General features: G+C 75.0%; 13 protein-coding genes and 3 tRNA genes. 6 read left to right on the plus strand and 10 right to left on the minus strand.

Annotated elements, in window-relative coordinates:
• Window positions 1-22 precede the first annotated feature (22 nt).
• From OP86_RS22160 to OP86_RS22170, 3 genes are read left to right on the plus strand one after another with little or no spacing between them, the layout of a single operon-like run.
• Window positions 23-940 (plus strand): NAD-dependent epimerase/dehydratase family protein, encoded by a 918-nt coding sequence (locus OP86_RS22160; protein WP_030061454.1) that lies wholly within the window; start codon window positions 23-25, stop codon window positions 938-940.
• A complete protein-coding gene (locus OP86_RS22165; RefSeq protein WP_030255923.1) occupies window positions 937-1,629 on the plus strand; it encodes a spherulation-specific family 4 protein in 693 nt (230 codons plus the stop codon). The genes OP86_RS22160 and OP86_RS22165 overlap by 4 nt, the downstream gene beginning before the upstream one ends.
• A gap of 22 nt (window positions 1,630-1,651) precedes the next feature.
• On the plus strand, window positions 1,652-2,455 hold the full coding sequence (locus OP86_RS22170; protein WP_245231820.1) for an endo alpha-1,4 polygalactosaminidase: 804 nt from the start codon (window positions 1,652-1,654) through the stop codon (window positions 2,453-2,455).
• Window positions 2,456-2,509: 54 nt separating this feature from the next.
• On the opposite strand, the gene OP86_RS22175 is transcribed toward OP86_RS22170, so the two are convergent.
• A complete protein-coding gene (locus tag OP86_RS22175) occupies window positions 2,510-2,710 on the minus strand; it encodes a hypothetical protein (RefSeq protein WP_030061456.1) in 201 nt (66 codons plus the stop codon).
• Window positions 2,711-2,864: 154 nt separating this feature from the next.
• On the opposite strand from OP86_RS22175, the gene OP86_RS22180 reads away from it, so the two are divergent.
• On the plus strand, window positions 2,865-3,821 hold the full coding sequence (locus tag OP86_RS22180) for an aldo/keto reductase (protein ID WP_030061457.1): 957 nt from the start codon (window positions 2,865-2,867) through the stop codon (window positions 3,819-3,821).
• A gap of 70 nt (window positions 3,822-3,891) precedes the next feature.
• On the opposite strand, the gene OP86_RS33770 is transcribed toward OP86_RS22180, so the two are convergent.
• From OP86_RS33770 to OP86_RS22210, 6 genes are all read right to left on the minus strand, one after another.
• The gene (locus OP86_RS33770; RefSeq protein ID WP_051830409.1) at window positions 3,892-4,722 is read right to left on the minus strand and encodes a C40 family peptidase; all 831 of its coding nucleotides are present in this window, start codon (window positions 4,720-4,722) and stop codon (window positions 3,892-3,894) included.
• A complete protein-coding gene (locus tag OP86_RS22190) occupies window positions 4,719-5,990 on the minus strand; it encodes an SPFH domain-containing protein (protein ID WP_051830410.1) in 1,272 nt (423 codons plus the stop codon). Before OP86_RS22190 ends, OP86_RS33770 begins: the two co-directional genes overlap by 4 nt.
• A 192-nt stretch (window positions 5,991-6,182) precedes the next feature.
• Window positions 6,183-8,582 (minus strand): Ig-like domain-containing protein, encoded by a 2,400-nt coding sequence (locus OP86_RS22195; protein ID WP_030255914.1) that lies wholly within the window; start codon window positions 8,580-8,582, stop codon window positions 6,183-6,185.
• 459 nt (window positions 8,583-9,041) lie between these two features.
• Window positions 9,042-9,117: transfer RNA gene (locus OP86_RS22200), tRNA-Arg, on the minus strand.
• A gap of 31 nt (window positions 9,118-9,148) precedes the next feature.
• A tRNA-Arg gene (locus OP86_RS22205) sits at window positions 9,149-9,224 on the minus strand.
• 215 nt (window positions 9,225-9,439) lie between these two features.
• Window positions 9,440-9,533: transfer RNA gene (locus OP86_RS22210), tRNA-Ser, on the minus strand.
• Window positions 9,534-9,710: 177 nt separating this feature from the next.
• Here OP86_RS22210 and OP86_RS22215 point away from each other — a divergent pair.
• Window positions 9,711-13,238 carry a hybrid sensor histidine kinase/response regulator gene (locus tag OP86_RS22215; protein ID WP_051830411.1) on the plus strand — a complete coding sequence of 1,176 codons (3,528 nt, stop codon included), beginning with the start codon at window positions 9,711-9,713 and terminating at the stop codon, window positions 13,236-13,238.
• 76 nt (window positions 13,239-13,314) lie between these two features.
• On the opposite strand, the gene OP86_RS22220 is transcribed toward OP86_RS22215, so the two are convergent.
• From OP86_RS22220 to OP86_RS22230, 3 genes are all read right to left on the minus strand, one after another.
• Window positions 13,315-14,976 (minus strand): long-chain fatty acid--CoA ligase, encoded by a 1,662-nt coding sequence (locus OP86_RS22220; RefSeq protein WP_030061466.1) that lies wholly within the window; start codon window positions 14,974-14,976, stop codon window positions 13,315-13,317.
• Between the two features lie 187 nt (window positions 14,977-15,163).
• Window positions 15,164-16,405, minus strand: a complete 1,242-nt coding sequence (locus tag OP86_RS22225) for a hypothetical protein (protein WP_030255909.1) — start codon at window positions 16,403-16,405, stop codon at window positions 15,164-15,166.
• A gap of 44 nt (window positions 16,406-16,449) precedes the next feature.
• The gene (locus OP86_RS22230) at window positions 16,450-17,322 is read right to left on the minus strand and encodes a DUF1906 domain-containing protein (RefSeq protein WP_051830412.1); all 873 of its coding nucleotides are present in this window, start codon (window positions 17,320-17,322) and stop codon (window positions 16,450-16,452) included.
• A 152-nt stretch (window positions 17,323-17,474) separates the two neighbouring features.
• Between OP86_RS22230 and OP86_RS22235 the strand changes: the two genes are divergently transcribed.
• Entirely contained in the window at window positions 17,475-18,545 is a 1,071-nt protein-coding gene (locus tag OP86_RS22235; RefSeq protein ID WP_245231821.1) for an EamA family transporter, read from the plus strand.
• The last annotated feature ends 28 nt before the right edge of the window (window positions 18,546-18,573 follow it).

Below are 18,573 nucleotides of genomic sequence, written 5' to 3' on the forward strand. Positions count from 1 at the left end.
CCCAGAGCGACGGACGGGCCGCGTGAGAATCCTGCTCCTCGGCGGAGACGGCTTCCTCGGCCGTCACGCCACCGCCGTCCTGCGGTCGCTGCCCGGTGCCACCGTGCTGACCGCGGGCCGGCGGCCCGCCCACGACCTGCGGCTGGACCTCGCCACCGCCCAGGCCGGCCCGCTCGGCGAGGAACTGGCCGCGCTGGCCCCCGACGTGGTGGTCAACTTCGCCGGCGCGGTGGCCGGCAGCGCGGTCAAGCTCGCCGAGGTGAACGCCCGCGGCCCGGCGGTGCTCTGCGAGGCGCTGCAGCTCGGCGCCCCCATGGCCCGTCTGGTGCACATCGGTTCGGCCGGCGAGTACGGCGTCTGCGCAGCGGGCGGCTCGCTGTCCGAGGACGCCGACGCCCGCCCGGTCGGCGTGTACGGCGCGACCAAGCTGGCCGGCTCCCTCGCGGTGGCCGGCTCGCCGCTGGACGCGGTGGTGCTGCGGGTGTTCAACCCGGTCGGCCCCGGCGCCCCGGCGGGCTCGCTGCCCGGCCGGCTGGCCGCCGAGCTGCGCCGCGTCGCGCCCGAGGGCACGGACGGCGTCGTCACGGTCGGGGACCTCTCCGCCTACCGCGACTTCGTCGACGCCCGGGACGTCGCCGAGGCGGTCGGCCTGGCGGTCGCCGCCGACCGGCCGCTCCCCCGGGTGCTCAACCTCGCCTCCGGGCAGGCCAAGCAGGTCCGGGCGATCGCCGACGGGCTGGTCGCCGCGGCCGGCTTCACCGGCCGGATCGACGAGAGCGGGGCGGGCTCCGAACGCTCGGCCGCGGTCTCCTGGCAGCAGGCCGACGTCTCGGCCGCCGCCCGGGAACTCGGCTGGCGCCCGGCGACGGACCTCGCCGACACCCTGCGCGACCTGTGGCTCAGCACCGCCGAGCCCACGCCGACCCCGGTGGTCGCATGACCGCCGGACACCCCGACGGCCGCCTGCTGGTCCCGCTGTACGTCCACCCCGCGGTGGACCCGGCGGCCTGGCAGGCGGTCGCCGCCGCCGACCCCGACCGGATCGCCGCCGTGGTGCTCAACCTCGCCGACGGTCCGGGCGAGGTCCCGGACGGCGTCTTCGCCGAGGCCGCCGACGAACTCCGTGCGGCGGGGCTGCCGTTGGTCGGATACACGGACACCGACTACGGCCGCAGGCCGCACGCGGCCGTCGTCGCGGACATCCTGACGTACCGCCAGCGCCACGGCATCACCGGCGTCTACCTCGACCAGGTCTCCACCCAGCCGGGCGCGTTGGCGCACTACCGGCGGCTGGCCACGGCGGCCCGCGCGGCCGGCTGCGGCACCGTGATCTTCGGTCACGGCGAGCACCCGGACCCTGGCTACGCCGAGGTCGGCCTGGCCGACCTGCTGGTCACCTTCGAGGGCGACTGGGACACCTACCGCGCGATGACGCAACCGCTGTGGACGGGCCGGCACGCGGCCTCCCGCTTCTGCCATCTCGTCTACGACGTCCCGGCCGAGCACGCCCAGGACGCCACCGCGCTGATCGCCGCCCGCCGGGCCGGCGTGGGCTGCGCCGTCCCCGGCGCCGGGGAGAACCCCTGGCGCACCCTGCCGTACGGCCTGACCGCCGCTGAACTCACCTGACCTGATCCGGAGTTCGACTACCGTGAACCGCCGCACCCGGCTGCTGCCGACCGCCCTGGCCCTCGCCACCGCCACCGCCCTGCTGGCCACCTCGTGCAGCAGCTCCGGATCGGAGGACGACGACAACTCGGCCGACGGCTCCCCGCCCGCGGCCACCGCCCGGCAGCTCGGCGGCGGCCCCGTCGACCAGTCGGTGGACGTGCCGGTCTACGACATCGACGGCTTCGAGAACGACGCCTCGGTGGTGGCCGCGCTGCACGCCAAGGGCCGCAAGGTGATCTGCTACATCAACGCCGGCTCCTGGGAGAACTTCCGCCCCGACTCCGCCACCTTCGCCAAGACCCTGCAGGGCTCGGACACCGGCTGGAAGGGCGAGAAGTGGTTCGACATCCGCAAGCTCGACGAGCTGAAGCCGCTGATGGCCACCCGCTTCGACATGTGCAGGAGCAAGGGCTTCGACGCCATCGAGCCGGACACCATCGAGGCCTACAACCAGAACAGCGGCTTCCCGCTGACCCCCGACGACCAACTCAAGTACAACCGCATGCTGGCCCAGCTCGCGCACGAACGCGGCCTGGCCATCGGCCTGAAGAACGACCTGGACCAGATCCCCGCGCTGCTGCCGGACTTCGACTTCGCGGTCAACGAGGAGTGCTCGCAGTTCGACGAGTGCGACCGCGTCGCACCCTTCGTCAAAGCGGGCAAGGCGGTCTTCCATGTCGAGTACAAGCTCGACACGGACCAGTTCTGCACCAAGGCCAAGTCCCTGGGCTTCAGTTCGATGCAGAAGAAGCTCGACCTGAACGCCTGGCGCAAGCCCTGCTGAGGCCGCTGCCGCCCGCCGCGCGGGTGACCCGGACGAGGGTCACCCGCGCGAGGGTCACTTGACCGCCAGCCAGATGACGGCGCCCACCACGACCAGCGCGACGACCGCGACCAGCGCGATCACACCGGTGCGGTTGCCGCCGCCGCTGCGGCCGTAGGTGGAAACGTTGCCCGGCTCCTGGCGAGCCGGAGTCTCGTCGACGAACGCCCGGAACATCTGGGTGCTGCCGGCGGGGTCGTAGTCGTTGTCAGCCATGGCACGGACTCTAACGAATCGGCCCACCTCAGGCACAGCCCGGACCCCCGTCCCGGCCGACACACCACCCCGGCGTGCGACGGCGGTGCGACGGGCTCGTGAACACCGTGCGACGCGCGGAATGCCCTGCCGGGGAATCCGGTTGACTGCGATCATGACCGGAATCCACAGCCGGGTGAGCCTCGGCACCTCCGACCTGTCCGTCTTCCCGCTCTCCCTCGGCGGCAACGTCTTCGGCTGGACGGCCGACGAACAGCAGTCCTTCACCGTGCTGGACGAGTACGCCGCCGCCGGCGGCAACTTCATCGACACCGCCGACGTCTACTCGGCCTGGGCCCCGGGCAACACCGGCGGCGAGTCCGAGACCGTCCTGGGCAACTGGCTGCGCAGCCGGGGCAACCGCGACGACGTCGTGATCGCCACCAAGGTCGGCATGCACCCCGAGGCCAGCGGCCTGGGCGCCGCCAACATCAAGGCCTCGGCCGAGGCCTCGCTGCGCCGCCTGGGCGTCGAGCGGATCGACCTGTACTACACCCACCGGGACGACGACACCCCGGTCGAGGAGTTCGTCACCGCGCTGGACGAGCTGGTCCGCGAGGGCAAGGTCCGGGCGATCGCCGCCTCCAACATCGGCGCCGACCGGCTGTCCGAGGCGCTGGCCTTCTCCGAGCGCGAGGGCCTGGCGAAGTACGTCGCCGTCCAGCCGCACTACAACCTGGTCTCGCGCGACACCTTCGAGGGCCCGCTGGCCGACGTGGTCGCCGAGCACGGCCTGGCCACCGTCCCGTACTACGCGCTCGCCTCCGGCTTCCTGACCGGCAAGTACCGCCCGGGCGGCCCTGGCGTCGACAGCGCCCGCGCCGAGGGCGCCGCCCGCTACCTGGCCGAGCCGCGCGGGCCCAAGGTGCTGGAGGCGCTGGACAGCGTCGCCGCCGAGCACGAGGTCGAGCTCGCCACCGTCGCCCTGGCCTGGCTCGCCGCCCGCCCGACGGTCGCCGCCCCGATCGCCAGTGCCCGCACCGTCGAGCAGCTCCCGCCGCTGCTGGCCGGCGCCACGCTGAAGCTCACCCCGGAGCAGACCGCCCTCCTGGACGCCGCTTCCGCCTCCTGAGCACCGCCCCGCACACGCGACCGGGCCCCCGACAGCACGCCGCTGTCGGGGGCCCGGTGCGTCACCGGCGCTACGGCCGCCCGAAGTGGGTCGGGTAGTAGCCCGAGTTGAGGGTCGAGACCCGGACGGGCTTGCCCGGCCGGGGCGCCTCCACGAAGGTGCCGCCGCCCAGGTATATCCCCACGTGGTGGATCCCCGAGGCCCGGCCGCTGTCCGACCAGAACACCAGGTCACCGCGGCGCAGCTGACCCGCGCTGATCGGCGTGGTCGCCGCGTACTGGTCGTCGGCCACCCGCGGCAGGCTTATCCCCGCGCGCCGGTAGGCCTGCTGGACGAGCCCCGAGCAGTCGTAGCCGGACGGGCCGTTGCCGCCCCAGACGTACGGCTTGCCCAGCTGGGCGAGCGCGTAGTCGACGGCCGCCTCCTTGCTCCCGGGGGCCGGAGCGGCGTCCGAGGACAGACGGCTCGCGGGCTGGGCGGGTGCCGGGGCCGAACCGCCGCCGGACTGCCCGGTGCGGTTCAGGTAGACGTCGTAGTGGCCGGTCCAACGCCACTCGCCGGCGCCGTTCTTGAACCAGTACTTCGATCCGTCCCAGCCCTGCTTCCCGGCCGCGGCGTGGGCTGATCCGGCGCCGGCCGTCAGACCGACCACGCCGGCGCCCGCCAGCACGGTGGTGGCCAGGCAGGTGCTCCGCACGGCGCGGTGTATTCGGCTGCCGCCGGTCGCCGCCGCGGAGCGGGCGGTGCGCGGCCGGGCCGCGCAGTTCGGGCAACCGCAGCCGGCCATCGCGGGGATGCTGCCGAGACGCTCCTCGAAGCCGATCAGGCCGGGGTCCTCGTCGAAGCCGACCGGGCCGACGGTGACGGCGGGTTCGGCGTACGCGCCGGTGGCTATCCTCATGAGGGTCGTCCTTCCTTCCGCCCGGCACGGGCGGCCGGGGGCGGTACCGAAGCGGCCACTCCGGCCGGGGCGACGAAGGCGACCAGCAGCTGCTCCATCAGTGCGCTGCGGGCGGCCTCGTCCAGTTCGTGGGCGGTCGCCCGCTCCAGGCGGCGGACGGCGAGCGCCGCCGCCTCCACCGCGTCGTCCACCAGCACCGTCCGCAGGCCGCCGTCCAGGTCGGCCAGCCGGCGGCGGCGCATCGACTCGGCGACCTCCGGCGCGTAGTCCAGCGCCAGCGGCTGCACCGAGTAGACCTCCAGGCCCGCCGGGGCGGCCTCGGCCGCCAGCGCCCTGGTCATCTCGTCGGCGAACCACTGCCCGTCGCGCAGCGCCGGCCCGGGCGCCGCGTTGCTGTCACAGGGCAGCATGGACGCGGTACGGGTGAGCACCGCCTGGACCTGCTCGCGCAGGTAGCCCTCGTGGTCCTCGATCGCCAGCAGCGCCCGGGCGGTGTCCTTGACCCGCCAGACGATCAGCAGCCGGACCACGATCGGCGTGCCGGTGCGGTCGACCACCTTGACCGGCTCGCTGCGCCAGTGCCGCAGCCGCACGTCCACCCGGCGGCGGCGCAGCAGCGGATCGACCCAGACCAGGCCCGCCCGGCGGACGGTGCCCCGGTAGCGGCCCCAGCGGGTCAGCACCCGGGTCTCGCCGCCCGCGTTGGCCAGAAGCCCGGCGAGCGCGAACACCACCACCAGGCCGGCCGCGCTGACCTCGGCGATCGACTGGGCGTCCACCTCCGCCCGCCCGCCCGCCCGTGCGGCGGCCCCGCGCAGCTCGGGCAGCACGTCCCAGTGCGGGAGGACGCCGGCACGCAGCAGCACGAACAGCGCCCCGGCCAGGCCGAGCAGCACCACCAGCAGGGCGAGCCAGCCCGGCAGCGCGGCGGCCGGGTGCTCGCGCAGCGCCTGGTCGGCCCGCGGGGGGCGCCGCGAGGTGGCGGCGGCGGAAGCCCCGACGTGGGCGGCATCCAGGAGCTCGACGGTCTCCGGCGCGGCGGACTCCAGCGGGTCGCGCAGGTCCACGGGGCCGGCGGGCGACGGGCCGGGGACGACGGCGAGCGCGGTGGTCGCCGGCCCGCTGTCGGCCGGGCCGGCCTTGACCGTCTTGATCGCCGAAGCCCCGGACAGCGGTCTGGTGCCAGAGGCGAAACGTTCCGGCAGAGCCGGTGGGAGCGCCTTGGGCAGGTTCTCGGGTCGCTGCGAAGAATCGCGGGTGACGTCCATGCACGGATCCTCTGGGTCGGTGTGTCGCGCAACGGGCGGCCCGGATCTGACGGGCAGTGCCATGGTCAGGCTAAGTTCATACGTCATCAAATGCGACATTTGAGCCAAGGTGTGTCGACATTTACTGACGAATCGTCCAAAGCCGACCTGACGCGCAGGCACATGAACGGGTGATCGGACAGTCGGCGCAGGTCAGCGCCGTCGAGCACCGGGCCCACGGGCGAACACCCGGCGGGTGATCAGCCCGATCCCGGTGAGCACGAGCAGGACCCCGGCGAGTCCGCCGCGCCAGCCGGCCTCCTCGGACCGCCCGCTCGGCGCAGCCTCCACCGGCGGCGCGGCCGGCGGCCGGGCCTCGCCCTCCTCGGGCTCGGCAGCCTCAGCAGCGTTGGCCGGCGAAGGCCCGCCGGTCACGGCGCCGACGGCCCCGCGGGGGTCGCTGACGGTCGGGGTCTGCGTCACCGCCGGAGCGGCGACCCGCACCCTCACCGGGTCCGCCGAGGTCCCGTTCCCGGCCAAGTCCGTGGCCGTGACGACCAGCCACTGCTCCCCGTTCGCCAGATCCCGGTTGGCGGTGCAGGTCCAGTTTTCGTCGAGCGCCGTCGTCGCCCCGCACAGCACCGTCCGCCGGTCCGGGTCCGAGCCGGCCCCGGCCCGCACCGTGACCAGGACGTTCGAGCCCGGCTCCGCTCGCCCGGCGAGCTTCGGGCGGCTGACCCGCAGGGTCTCCCCCGGGGCCGGCGTGGTGAGCACCGGGCGGTCCGGCGCGACGGTGTCGACCACCAACGTGACCGGCTGCCCGGGCGTCCGGTTCCCGGCCGCGTCGACCGCGACCGGGGTGAGCTGGTGCTTCCCGTCCGTCAGGTTCTCGACCGGGAGGCAGGACGACTGGCCGTCCGGGCGCACCGCCGTGCTGCACAGCTCGCCCGCGGCGGACCGGTCGGCGACCGAGACGGTGCTGCCCGCGTCGCCGGTGCCGGTGAGCTGCAGCCCCGGGTCGTTGGTGTAGGCGGGGAGGGTGAGCGCGGGCGCGGTCGGCGGCGCGGTCTTCACGGTGACCTTGACGGCGTCGCCGCGCAGCACCACGCCGCCGCTGGTGGTCTCCACCGGGGTGAGGCTGTGCGGGCCGGCGGCGAGCGCCGTGGCGGGGCGGCAGGACCAGGCGCCGCTGCGGGCGATCTTGGCCCTGCAGAGCGCGGTGTCGTCCTCGCGGATCTCCACCGTGGCGCCGGCCACCGCGCCCTCGCCGTTGATCTCGGGGCGGCCGTCGGCGAGGACGGTGCCGTCGACGGGATCGGCGATCTCCGGGCGGGCGGCGCCGACGGTCAGCCTGATCCGCTGGTCGGAGACCTGTCCGGAGTCGGCGAAGCCGCCGGACGGGACGAGTTGGCTGGTGTCGCGTCCGATCCGCAGCCGGGCCCAGGTCTCGCCCGAGGCCGCACCCGGTGGGACGGTCCACTCCAGGGTCGCGGTGTCGGCACCGGGCCGGACCTCGCTCTGCACCCGCCCGGCGGCGTCGAACCTGCCGGTGTGCCCGAAGTCGATCCAGCCGGCCAGGGTGGCGGGCTGGTCGCCCACCGCGACCGGGACGGTGAGCCGGTAGTAGCGGCCGATCGCGGCGTCGGCGGGGAAGCTGATGGACGGGTCGGCGCCCTGGTACTCGCTGCGGCCGGGCTGGAGCTTGGGCGGCGGCGAGCCGGCGAAGGGGCTGCGCAGGGAGGCGCCGTGGTCGAGCCGGACCATCGGTTCGTCGTCCGGTGCGGCGGTGGAGCCGCTGGGGGCGCGCCGCGAAGGGTGGGCGGCGTCGGCGCCGAGGAAGAGGTCGGAGACCACGTGCGAGGCGTTGCCGTAGGCCTGCGGCGCGGTGCCGAGGGCCTCGTCGACGCTGACGGTGTAGGCCTGGCGCAGGACGGGTGGGGAGGTGGTGCTGCCGGCGCGGGCGGTGGAGCGCTGTTCGATCCGGAACACCGCGGTGCGGAAGGTCCCGGTGAGTTCCAGGGAGCCCTCGGCGGCGGTGCCGGGCGCGGCGTCGGAGGCGCCGTCCGGGCCTGCGGGGGCGAGGGTGTTGCCGTCGACCTTCCAGCCGGACCAGGCGGTGCGGTTGACCAGGGTGGGGGCGGTGGGCGAGCCGCCGGTGAGGGTGAGCCGGGCGGCGGTGCTGGTGGTGCCGGATTTCCCGGCGGCGATCGCGGCGAGGCCGCTGAGGTGCAACCGGGGATTGCGGACCGGCCGGGAGAAATTCAGCCGGAGCGTCCCCGTGGTGTGCCAGGAGCCGTCCGTCTGCGGATGGTCCTGGGTGAGTCCGAAGGTCTGCGCGGGATCTCCGGGGCGCATTCCGTCCGTATAGAGGCCGGCGGATCGCCCCCCTCCGGGGCGGTCCGCCAATTCGCCCGGCGCGGCGGTGACGCCCACCCCGGGAGAGGCCTCGAATTCGAATCGGACGGAAAGCCCGGAGGGCAGCAGCGCCCGCTGCTCCCCCGACCAGGCGCCGGGGGACTGCCGGGCCGCCGAGAGCGGGACGTTCCAACCGGTCAGCAGCCCGACCGTGAGGACCGCCAGGGCGGCAGCGGTGCGGTGGAACTGTCGGCTCATCCGGCTCTCCTTCGCGGTCGGCTGCCGAAGAGGCGGGCAGTCCGGGCACAAGATCCGACAAAAAGGAATCACGACCCCGAACCAGCCATACTGCGACACCTGCGCTTTTGGCCGTGTCCCACCCGTTTGGTGGTCATCCGGGCGGCAGGACGGGATGCACCCGAAACGGCCGCATTTCATCCATTAGGCGGCAATAGCGCCCACCCGAACGGACCCGGGAATGGGACATGCCGGCCGATCCGACGGATTCCGGCGTCCGGTACCTGACCATTCATCGGGGACCTCTGTTCGAACGACTCGCCCCCGCTCGACGGGGCCGGGCCCGCTGCACCGGTCGCCGGTAAGAGGGGAGCCGGCACGAGGAGACCGGCACCGCGAGCGGCCGGAGCGATCGCTCCGGAGGCGGTCACGGAGCCGGGAACGGGAGAAGCCCCCGGCCGGTGGCCGGGGGCTTCTCGCTGGTGCGCTCAGCAGGATTCGAACCTGCAACCTCTTGATCCGTAGTCAAGTGCTCTATCCGTTGAGCTATGAGCGCAAGGAACGGGCGAACCCGATCTTGCGGAGTTTGGTGCGCTCAGCAGGATTCGAACCTGCAACCTCTTGATCCGTAGTCAAGTGCTCTATCCGTTGAGCTATGAGCGCTCGCCCCGTGAACGTTGCCCCGGGGCGTTGCGTGGACAACATTACATGACCTGCGACGTGGGGCGAAATCGATTGCCCCGGGCCCGCCCCGGGGCCGCCCGGGACGCGCGCCCGGCCCGCCCCGACCAGCCTCAGCCCGGCCCCGACCCAGCCCATCCGGCCGCCGGGAACGCGAAGAGCCCCCGCCGACGAGATCGTCGACGGGGGCTCCCGACTGGCGGAGGCTGAGGGATTTGAACCCTCGATCAGGAATAACCCCGAAACCGCATTAGCAGTGCGGCGCCATAGACCGGACTAGGCGAAGCCTCCCCACATGGACCAAGCCCGCGCGAGCGGACCCGTTCCGTGTGTCAGTGATGATGCCACAACCGTGGGGCTCGGCACCAACCACCGCCCACGTTACTAGGCGGGTCGACCCCGCCGCAAAGAAGAATGAGATACTGCCGTCTCCGGAGGAGCTGCCCCGAGCCGAGGAGACCTGTCGACGTGAGCAGCAGGCCGATCCGAGGCGCTGCTCGCCTCGACGCCATACTCGACGCCCTGCCCGACGCGTTGTTGCTGGTGAACAGCAACGGCACCGTCGTGGACGCCAACAGCGCGGCGGTCCAGGCGCTGCAGGCGCCGGGCACCTCGCTGGTCGGCATGGGCGTGCTGGGCCTGCTCCCCGAGTTCGACCCCAGCCGGATCCCGGGCTCGATGCGCCCGGCCACCCGGGACGGCGACGCCCTCGACCGTCCGGTCCGGATGACCGCCCACCGCACCGACGGCACCACCTTCCCCGTCGAGGTCTCCGGCAACGACTTCGCCGACGACGGCGGCGACAGCCGCGGCTACGCGCTCTCCCCGCTCGTCCCGTACGACCCGTACCGCGAGGGCTCGCGCTCGCCGTCCTCCTCCGACCTGCTCCTGCTGCTGGTCCGCGACCTGTCCGGCCGGCTCGGCGTCGAGGCCGAGCTGCGCCGCCAGCACAAGCAGACCGAGATGATCCTGCGCGCCGCCGCCGAGGGCGTGCTCGGGGTCGACCTCGAAGGCCGCTGCGTGCTGGTCAACCCGGCTGCCGCGCACATCCTGGAGTACCGGGCGAGCGAGCTGGGCGGACGCGAGCTGCACCCGCTGATCCAGCACTCCCGGGCCGACGGCACCCCGCTGGCGCTGGAGGAGTCCGCGCTGCTGGACACCCTGACCTCCGGGCGCAAGCACCGGGTGCGCGGCACCGTGCTGTGGCGCAAGGACGGCCGACCGGTCACCGTCGACCTCACCACCGCCCCGGTGCGGGACGGCGACCAGCTGGTCGGCGCGGTGATGACCTTCACCGACCGCAGCCGCGAACTCGCCCTGGTCGCCCGCAACGAGCACCTCACCGCCGTCCTGGAGAGCGAGCTGGGCGGCGCGCTGAACGCGCTGAACCAGCGGCTGGACGCGCTCGCCGCCGACCCCGCCGGGCAGCTCTGGCCGGAGGCCAACTGGACGCTGCGCCGGCTCGCCGCCGAGTGCCGCCGCTTCGGGAAGCTGATCGACGGAGTCCTCGACCACCAGCGGTACGAGGCCGGCGAGAGCGGCGCGGCCGAGGCCGAGGACGGCAAGGACGCCAAGGACGCCACGGAGAGCAAGGACAAGGACGGCAAGGACCGTCGGAAGAGCGCGCCGCGGGTGCCGGTCTCGCTGGACACGGTGGTCCGGCGGGCCGTCGAGGAGGCCGGCGAGCTGGTCGGCCCGGGCCGGGTGCGCTTCTCGGTGCACGCCGCCGCGGTCGAGGTGATCGCCGACGAGCGGCGGCTCGCCCAGGCGCTGGCCCACCTGGTCGCCGACGTCAGCGGCACCGGCTTCGCGCTGGACGCCCCCGCCACCCCCTCCCCCGGACTGGCCGTGCCCGGGCTGGGCGGCGGCTCGGCGCCCGCGCTGCCGCCGGCCACCGAGCTGCCGACCGTCGTCCTGGCCGCCGCCCAGCGCGGCGAGGTCGCCCGGGTCGAGATCCGCGGCCCCGGCGTCGGCGGCAGCCCCGTCCACCTGCCGATAGCCCGCGCGGTGGTCGAGCGGCACGGTGGCGTGCTCCAGCCGCACGAGCTGCCCGGCAAGGCCGGCACCACGTACGTCGTCGAGCTGCCGCTGGACCCGGCCGCCGCGAAGGCCGCCGCCGAGCGCGCCTCCGCCGAAGGCCGCTCCGACCGGCCCAAGGAGACCGACAGCGCCGTCCTGCCCGAACTCCCGGGCATCCCCCAGCTTCCCAGCAGCGGCGAGCCCTCCGAGCCGGCCCCGGCCGCAGCGGCCGACCCGACCGCCCCGACCGTGCCGGTCGGCGAGCAGCCGGGCCGGGAGGCCGCGGAGCCGGACCGGGCTCCCGCCGAGGAGCCGCCCGCCGCCGAGCGGCGCGGCCGCCGTGGCCGGCCGGCCGCCGAGGCTCCGGAGCCCACCGCACCCGAGGCCCCCGCCGACCAGTGGCCGAACGCCCCCGCCCGGGTCGAGCGGGCCGTCCCCGAGCAGTGGAACGGCACCGGCAACGACCCCGCGTACGGCCGCCAGGGCATGGCCGGCCCGAACGGCGTGCAGAGCGACCCGTGGGGCAAGGACGACGGCCGCTCCGGCCCCGCCTACGCCGTGCCCGTCGAGGGCGAGCGGGCCCAGCAGAACCGAAACGGCGGCCGTGAGCCGCTCGCGCTCGGCCCGGGCCCCACGCCGGACCCCACCTCCGCCCCCGCCGAGGGCACCCCGCCGGGCGGCACCCCGACCGCCGAGGCCGCCCCGGAGGAGGCCCCGGGCGAGCCCAAGCCGCGTCGGCGCCGCGCCCTGCCCGCCGCCGAGGACTCCTCCGGCGGCTTCGCCCTGCCCGGGATGCCCGAGGCCCCGGTGTACCCCGGCCTGGAGCACGCCCTGCCGGCCGGCCCCGCGCCCGCGCTGCCCGAACCGGCCGCCGCGCCGACCGGGCGCCGCCGCCGGCTGGCCGTCCCGCCGGGGCCCGGCCCGGACGCGCCGGTGGGCGCCCACGGTCCGTCCGGCCAGGAGTCGGGTGCGCCCGGCACCGCGCTGGCGACCGCCCGGCCCGCGCTGCCTGCCGCCGCCGAGGAGCCGTCGGGCCCGCGCCCGGTCGGCACCGGCCTGGGCGAACTCGCCCCGCCGCGCCCGCTCGGCACCGCGCCGGTGCCCGCCGTCCCGCCGCAGCCGCCCGTACCGGCCGAGGCCCGGACCGCGCCGCGCCCGATGGCCGAGCTCCCGGCCGCCGAGGAGCGGCCCGCCGATGCCCAGCCCTTCGCCGAGCAGGCGTCGCCCACCGGTGGCGAGCTGGCCAACACCCGTCGGCTGCTGGTCTGGCCGGAGCCCGACCCGGCCACCAAGCAGGCCCTCCAGGCGCGCGGCTACCTGCCGGTGATCGTCAGCTCCCGCGAGGAGGTGGACGCCCAGGTCTCCGGCTTCCCCGCCGCCCTCTTCGTCGACCCGCTGACCGGCCCGATCACCCGCACCGCGCTGCAGTCGCTGCGCACCGCGGCGCTCAACCGCCGCGTCCCGGTGCTGGTCACCGCCGGTCTCGGCCAGGCCACCCGGGACGCCGCGTACGGCGCCGACCCGGCCGTCCTGCTGCGCGCCCTCGCGCCGCGCGACGGCGAGCACCACGCCCCGCGCGTCCTGCTGGTCGAGAGCGACCCGGACATCGCCGCCGCCATGATCAGCAGCCTGGAGCGGCGCGGCATGCACGTCGAGCACGCGGTGGACGAGAACGACGCCGTGGCCCGGGCCAGCAGCGTGCAGCCCAACCTGGTGGTGATGGACCTGCTGCAGATCCGCCGCCGCCGGGTCGGCCTGCTGGACTGGCTGCGCGCCAACGACCGGCTGCACCGCACCCCGCTGGTGGTCTACACCTCGGTGGACCTCGACCCGCGCGAGCTGCCCCGGCTGCGCACCGGCGAGACGGTGCTGTTCCTGGCCGAGCGCTCCACCAGCGAGGACGTCCAGAGCCGGATCGTGGACCTGCTCGGACGGATCGGCGCGATGGGCGAGGCGGGCGTCGCCGCCGCGGGCTGACCGCGCCACCGGACAAGGCAGCGGCCGGTCGCCCCCGTACGGATCGGGGGCGACCGGCCGCGTTCCGTCCCTGCGGCTACTCCTTGCCGAGCACCGTGACGTCCAGCTCGTCCGCCGCGTAGCTGGCGCGGATCACCTTCTTGTCGAACTTGCCGACCGAGGTCTTCGGCACCGACTCCACGATCGACCAGCGCTCCGGCAGCTGCCAGGAGGCGATCCGCCCGGCCAGGAAGGCCCGCAGTTCCTTCAGCCCGACGGTCGCGCCCGGGCGCAGCACCACGGTGGCCAGCGGACGCTCGCCCCACTTCTCGTCCGGTACGGCGACCACGGCGGCCTCGGCCACCTCGGGGTGGGCCATCAGCTCGTTCTCCAGCTCGACCGAGGAGATCCACTCGCCGCCGGACTTGATGACGTCCTTGGCCCGGTCGGTGAGGGTCAGGTAGCCGTCCGCGGTGATGGTGCCGACGTCACCGGTGCGCAGCCAGCCGTCCTCGGAGAACTTGTCGTCCGGGCGGACCGGGTCCTGCCCGGCCCCGCCGTAGTAGGCGCCGGCGATCCACGGGCCGCGCACCTCCAGCTCGCCCGCCGCGACGCCGTCGTGCGGCATCCGCTCGCCGCCCGGGCCGATCAGCCGGGCCTCGACGGAGGCCGGGAAGATGCCCTGGGTGACCCGGTACGGCCACTCCTCCTCCGGGGTCAGGCCGCCGGGCGGCTGGGCGAAGGAGCCGAGCGGGGAGGTCTCGGTCATGCCCCAGGCGTGGATCACCCGGATGCCGTGGCGCTCGTCGAAGCCCTTCATCAGCGACGGCGGGCAGGCGCTGCCGCCGATGACCACCATGCGCAGGCTGGAGGTGTCGTAGTCGCCCGCGTCGAGCTCGTCCAGCAGGCCGCTCCAGATGGTGGGGACGGCGGCGCTGACGGTCGGGCGGACGGCGGCGATCATCTCGGCCATCGGCTTGGACTGGAGGAAACGATCCGGCATCAGCAGGTTGGCGCCGGACATGAAGGCGGCGTGCGGGATGCCCCAGGCGTTCACGTGGAACATCGGGACCACCGGCAGCGCGGTGTCGCGCGGGGTGAAGGCGAAGTTGTCGCCGGTGTTGACCTGCAGGCAGTGCAGGTAGACCGAGCGGTGGCTGTAGAGCACGCCCTTCGGGTCGCCGGTGGTGCCGGAGGTGTAGCAGAGCACGGCGGCCTCGCGCTCGTCGATGTCGCCCCGCCACGGGAACCTGGTGGGCCGGCCCGCGATCAGCTCCTCGTAGTCGTGCACGCCGCCCGCGAAGCCCGCCAGCAGCGAGCGGTCGCCGGGGCCGCTCACCACGATGTGCTTGAGCGTGGGCGCGAGGTCCGCCAGGACGGCGGCGAGCAGCGGAAGGACCGTGCCGTTGACGATGATCACGCGGTCGGCGGCGTGGTTGACGATGAACGACAGCTGCTGCCCGGGCAGTCGCAGGTTGAGCGTGTGCAGCACGGCCCCCATCGCGGGGACGGCGAGGTACGCCTCCAGGTGCTCGGCGTTGTTCCACATCAGGGTGGCGACCCGGTCGTCCCCGGTCACCCCGAGCTCGTCGCGCAGCGCGCAGGCGAGCTGCGCCGCGCGGGCGCCGACCTCGGCGTAGGTGCGCACGACCGGCCCGGTGCCGTCCCAGGTGGTCACGGTCGAGCGGGCGTGGATCGTGGACCCGTGCTCCAGGATTCGGGCGACGGTGAGCGGTACGTCCTGCATCGTGCTGAACACGGGTCCTCCTTGACCTGGCGGCACTGGGGGCTGCGCCTGCGGCACCTACCGGGCGGTAATGCGCGCGGACCTGCCCGATTTTGCCGTCCCGCGCCACCCGCTGTCAGCATCCCGGCACCGTTGCACGGATCACGGCCCGGCCGTCCACCGGCCGACCACCTGGCCGGACGAGCCGTCGGACGGACCGTCAGCCCTTCTCGTGGCGGCAGAGGCGGAGGGAGTTGACCGGGTCCGGGGTGTAGGCGGGGTCGAGGGCCCAGCCCTGTTCGGCGGCGATGCGCAGGGCCTGGTGGGCGCCGGCGCCGCGGTAGGTGGCGCGGTTGAGCCGGATGCGGCGCGGGTGGGTGCCGCCGGGGGCGGTGGGCGGGCGGTGGCTGCCGTCCTTGCGGGCGGTGTCGCGCGCGAGGATCCGGCGGATGTGGCGCTCCCAGGCCGCGGGGCTGCCGGTGAACTCTGCCCGGAAGGCGCGGGGGCCCACCGTCCAGCGGGCGCCCCAGCGCTCCCAGTAGTCCGGCTCGGGGCGGCTCACCCAGAAGGTGAGCAGGCCGTACACCGGGACGTAGAGGATCTGGAACAGGAAGACGAAGGGCAGCAGCAGCGCCGAGCGGGTCGGCTGCGGGCCCCACGGGGTACCGGGGGCGGCGGGCGGGTCCTGCGGGGAGGGGGCGGCGAGGCCGGTCGGGGCGGGGAAGCGGCGGACCAGCCGGACGTGCTCGGCGTCGCTGCCGGACGGCACCCCCTGCCAGCCGTACCGTTCGGCGAGCCGGACCACCCCGTCCGCGCCGAGGCCGCGGTAGAGGCGCACGGCGAGCCCGACCGACACCTCCCGGCCGAGGTCGGCCTGCACCTCGCCGCCGCCGGCCGCGTGCGAGGCCTCGGCGGCCTCGATGCGGCGCCGCAGGATCGGGGTGACGTAGCGCTCCCAGTCCTCCGGGCGGCCGGTGAGCTCGGCCCGCAGGCGGCGCGGCGGGAGGAAGGTGCGGTGGACCTTGAGCCAGCCGTCGGAGCTGGGGCCGCCGCCGCTGTAGTCCGCGAGGATCAGGACGGCGAAGAGGAGCACCAGGCCGAGGATCCAGAGCGGGGCGTAGACCCACTGGAGGAGGAACTGGAGCAGCACGGCGGGGCGGCTGCGGCGCGGCGCCGGGCCGGGGAAGCCGCCGGGCGCGGGCGGTGCGGCGAACTGGCCTGCGGGGTACGGCTGTTGGGTGGCGGGCGAGTGTTGGGTGGCGGTGTACGGCTGTGGCGAGGCCGGCTGTGCGTACGGGTTCTGCGAGGCCGGTTGGGCGTACGGGTTCTGCGGGGCCGGTGGTGCGTACGACTGCGGCGGGACCGGCTGGGCGTACGGGTTCTGCGGCGGCGGCGCGCCGTGGCTGCCGGCGGCTCCGTACCCGTGTCCGTTCGCTCCGCCGTACCCCTGGTCGTTCGACATGGCGCCCCCCGTCTGCTCGATCGGGGGTCACCCTACCGGCGGCCTCAGTCGGCCGTGGGGCCGTCCGCCTGGTTGCGGTCGATGGTGAGGGCGGCGCCGCCGTAGGTCTCCGCGACGTTGCCGCGGTGCTGGTGGACGCGCTGGTGGAGGTTCCAGAGGTCGGGGTCGAGGGCGCCGGAGCCGGCGGTGTCGGCGCGGTCGTCCCAGCGGGCGTACCAGAGCGCGTCGGGCACCGGGGAGCTGCCGGCCCGGGCGGCGGCGGCCAGGTCGGCGATGCCGGACTCGAGGCTGGAGTAGAAGCCGGAGCGGTAACCGGCGGAGTGCAGGGCCTGGGTCCACCCGAGGGTGAACTCGACGACGGCCTGGCCGCAGGCCGGATCGTGCATCGGGTAGGCCTCGATGTCCAGGTAGACCGGGCTGCCCGCGCCGAACCCGAGCGAGCGCAGCGCCCGGGCGGCCTCGTCCGCCTCGTCCCGGCCCTGTTCCACGGCCTTCGCCGGGTCGATCCGCTTGGGCTTGCGGCTCGGGTCGGCGCACGGCGCCTGCAGTCCGACGTGCACCGGCAGGAACCGCCAGCCCATCGCGCGCGCCTGGCGCACCCACTCGGCGGTGAGCCGGGACTGGCCGCAGCCGCGCTGGGAGCCGCTGGTGTAGATGCCGACCGCCCCGTACGGGGAGGTGCCGTGCCAGGCCCGCAGGGTGTCGAGCGGCGGGGCCGTGCAGACGTCGAAGGCGGGGCCGCTCCAGGTGTCGCGGATGCGGGGCGGGGCGGCCCGGTCGTGGAGGGCGACGGCCCGGATCCGGGGGACGGCGACGGCGGCCGGGGCGGCGGCTCCGGTGCTCACGCCCGTCCCGTCGGTGGCCAGCAGGAGCACGAGGGAGGCGGCCAGGAGGGCCGCGGGGCGGAGATAGCGCACCCGGACTTGTTACTGACGGACCATCGGATGAATCCGCCAGCCACGCCGCGGGCCCTGCCGGACTCCACCCTTTCGGGCGCACCCGTCCGCATCCGTCCCGATAGTTGTAACGAGCTTGCCCGTTCATCACTCCTTACGGCAAACTCGCCACTATGCCCACCTCCCATACCAGCGAAACCCCCGCCGCCTCGTCGTCGGCCGCCGCCGTCGCCGAGGCCCTTGCCATGCCGCCCGCCCCCAAGGGCGAGCCTGCCGGCGAGCGGGGCGGCTGGCGACGAGGCGGGGCCTCCTCCGGCCCCGAGGCACCACCCGAGGTACACCCCGGCCGCTCCACCGGCCGGCTCGGCAAGGTCCTGCGGCGCCCGGGGAGGATCCCGGCGCCGCTTCTCTGTCTGACGGCGATGTTCCTGGTGCAGACCGGCATCGCACTGTCCAAGCCGCTCTTCGGCCCGCTCGGGGTCAGCGGCACGACCTTCCTGCGGCTCGGCTTCGCCGCCGTCATCCTGCTCGCCGCCACCCGCCCGAAGCTGCGCGACAAGCGCCCGCGCGACCTCGCCGCGGCGGCGCTGCTCGGCATGGCCTCGGCCGGAATGACCTTCCTGTTCGCCGGGGCGATCGACCGGCTGCCGATGGGCACCGCCGCGACCATCGAGTTCCTCGGCCCGCTCGCGGTCGCCCTGGTCTTCGCCCGGCGCGCCAGCCACCTGCTCTGGGCCCTGCTCGCGGCCGCCGGCGTGGTGCTGCTGACGCTGCTCGGCGAGGGCGACGGCGGCGGCTCGCTCGATCCGGTCGGCCTGCTCTACGCCTTCGGGGCGGCCGCCTGCTACGCGCTGTACATCCTGTTCACCGACAAGGTCGGCGCCGCCTTCCAGGGGTTCCAGGGCCTGGCGGTGTCGATGACGGTCGGCGCGCTGACGCTGGCCCCGTTCGGGCTCGGCGAGGCCTGGCACGGACTGGCCGCGCCCGACGCCTCGCCGCTGGTGCTGCTCGCCTCGGTGGCCGGGGTGTCGCTGCTGCTGCCGGTGATCCCGTACGCGCTGGAGATGACCGCGCTGCGCCGGATGCCGCAGCGGGTGTTCAGCGTGCTGGTCAGCCTGGAGCCGGCGGTCAGCGCGCTGGTCGGCCTGGTGGTGCTGGGCCAGCTGCTGGGCGTGCCGCAGCTGGCCGGGATCGGGTGCGTGGTGGCGGCCAGCGTGGGTGCCACGCTGACCGGGCGCCGGTAGGCCGGGCGCCCGCCGCCCGCCGCCCCCC

The organism is Streptomyces novaecaesareae, from assembly GCF_000716875.1.
Lineage (GTDB): Bacteria > Actinomycetota > Actinomycetes > Streptomycetales > Streptomycetaceae > Kitasatospora > Kitasatospora novaecaesareae.